Raw genomic sequence first — 1,051 nt, 5'->3', positions numbered from 1 at the left:
CTAGAGCGTTTCATGTTTTGACGGAAGCGTATCCGGCGTTTTCGAAGTAGTTCTTGCATTCGGCTGCCTCGATGGTTTCGACGAGGTGGCCGATGTGGCGCCAAGTTTCCTCGACGGTGCGTTTCTGGGCCTGGCGCATCCAGTGCTTGATTTTGGCGAAGGCTTGCTCGATCGGATTGAGGTCCGGAGAGTAGGGCGGCAGATACCAAAGTCTGGCGCCGGCAGCCTTGATCATCTGCCTGATGGCCGCCGACTTATGACTTCCCAGATTATCCATGACGACGATGTCGCCGGGCTTCAGAACGGTGAGGAGCTGCTGCTCGACATAAGCGCGGAAGCATCGGCCGTTGATCGGTCCGTCGAAGACACAAGGTGCCGCGAGCCGATCCCAGCGCAGTGCGCCGAGGAAGGTCAGCGTGCGCCAGTGGCCATGCGGCGCCAGGCCACGCAGCCGTTTGCCCTTCGGCCCCCAACCGCGCAGCGGAGCCATGTTGGTCTTGATCCAGGTCTCGTCGATGAAGACTAGGCACTGTGGATCGAGACCGGTCTGCCAGGACCGCCATCGCTGGCGCCTGCGGGCAACATCAGCGCGCGCCTGCTCAAGGGCGAACAGTGTTTTTTTTGAAGCTCAAGCCCTCGCGGCGCAGAAACATCCAGACCGTGTTGTGCGAGACCTTGATCCCACGCGCATCCAACTCGTCCTTTAGCCGATGCAGCGTCAGCTCAGAGGTCTGATTGATCCGCTCCACGATGAAGGCCCGATGCGGCTCAAGAATGCGCTTGCGATGTCCGCCCATCTTGCCCGGTGCCACCGAGCCGGTCGCGCGATAGCGCTGCGACCACTTCACGACAGAGGAAACTGCAACGCCAAAGCGCGATGCCACGGTACGGCAATTCTCGCCTGCGCCAACTGCTTCAACAACACGCTCACGGAGATCGTTTGAAAGCGCTCGCGTCATCAGATGCTGGCCTCCAATCCAGCCAGCATCTTGAATCACAAACCAGCTGCTTTGGGAATCCTACGATTCTCTCAAAACAGGAACCGCTCTAG

The 1,051-nt window shown here is 59.7% G+C and carries 1 protein-coding gene; it reads right to left on the bottom strand.

Translation table 11 applies throughout. From position 1 onward, the window contains the following. Window positions 1-10: 10 nt before the first annotated feature. A protein-coding gene (locus EN804_RS34480) for an IS630 family transposase (protein WP_135922296.1) occupies window positions 11-959 on the bottom strand; the annotation gives its coding sequence in 2 pieces (ribosomal slippage) (window positions 11-622 and window positions 624-959; 948 coding nt in all). Window positions 960-1,051: the final 92 nt, after the last annotated feature.

The organism is Mesorhizobium sp. M8A.F.Ca.ET.161.01.1.1, from assembly GCF_004792105.1.
GTDB lineage: Bacteria > Pseudomonadota > Alphaproteobacteria > Rhizobiales > Rhizobiaceae > Mesorhizobium.
The sequence above is the reverse complement of the archived record's forward strand: the minus strand, read 5'-3'. Positions and strand labels throughout refer to the sequence as shown.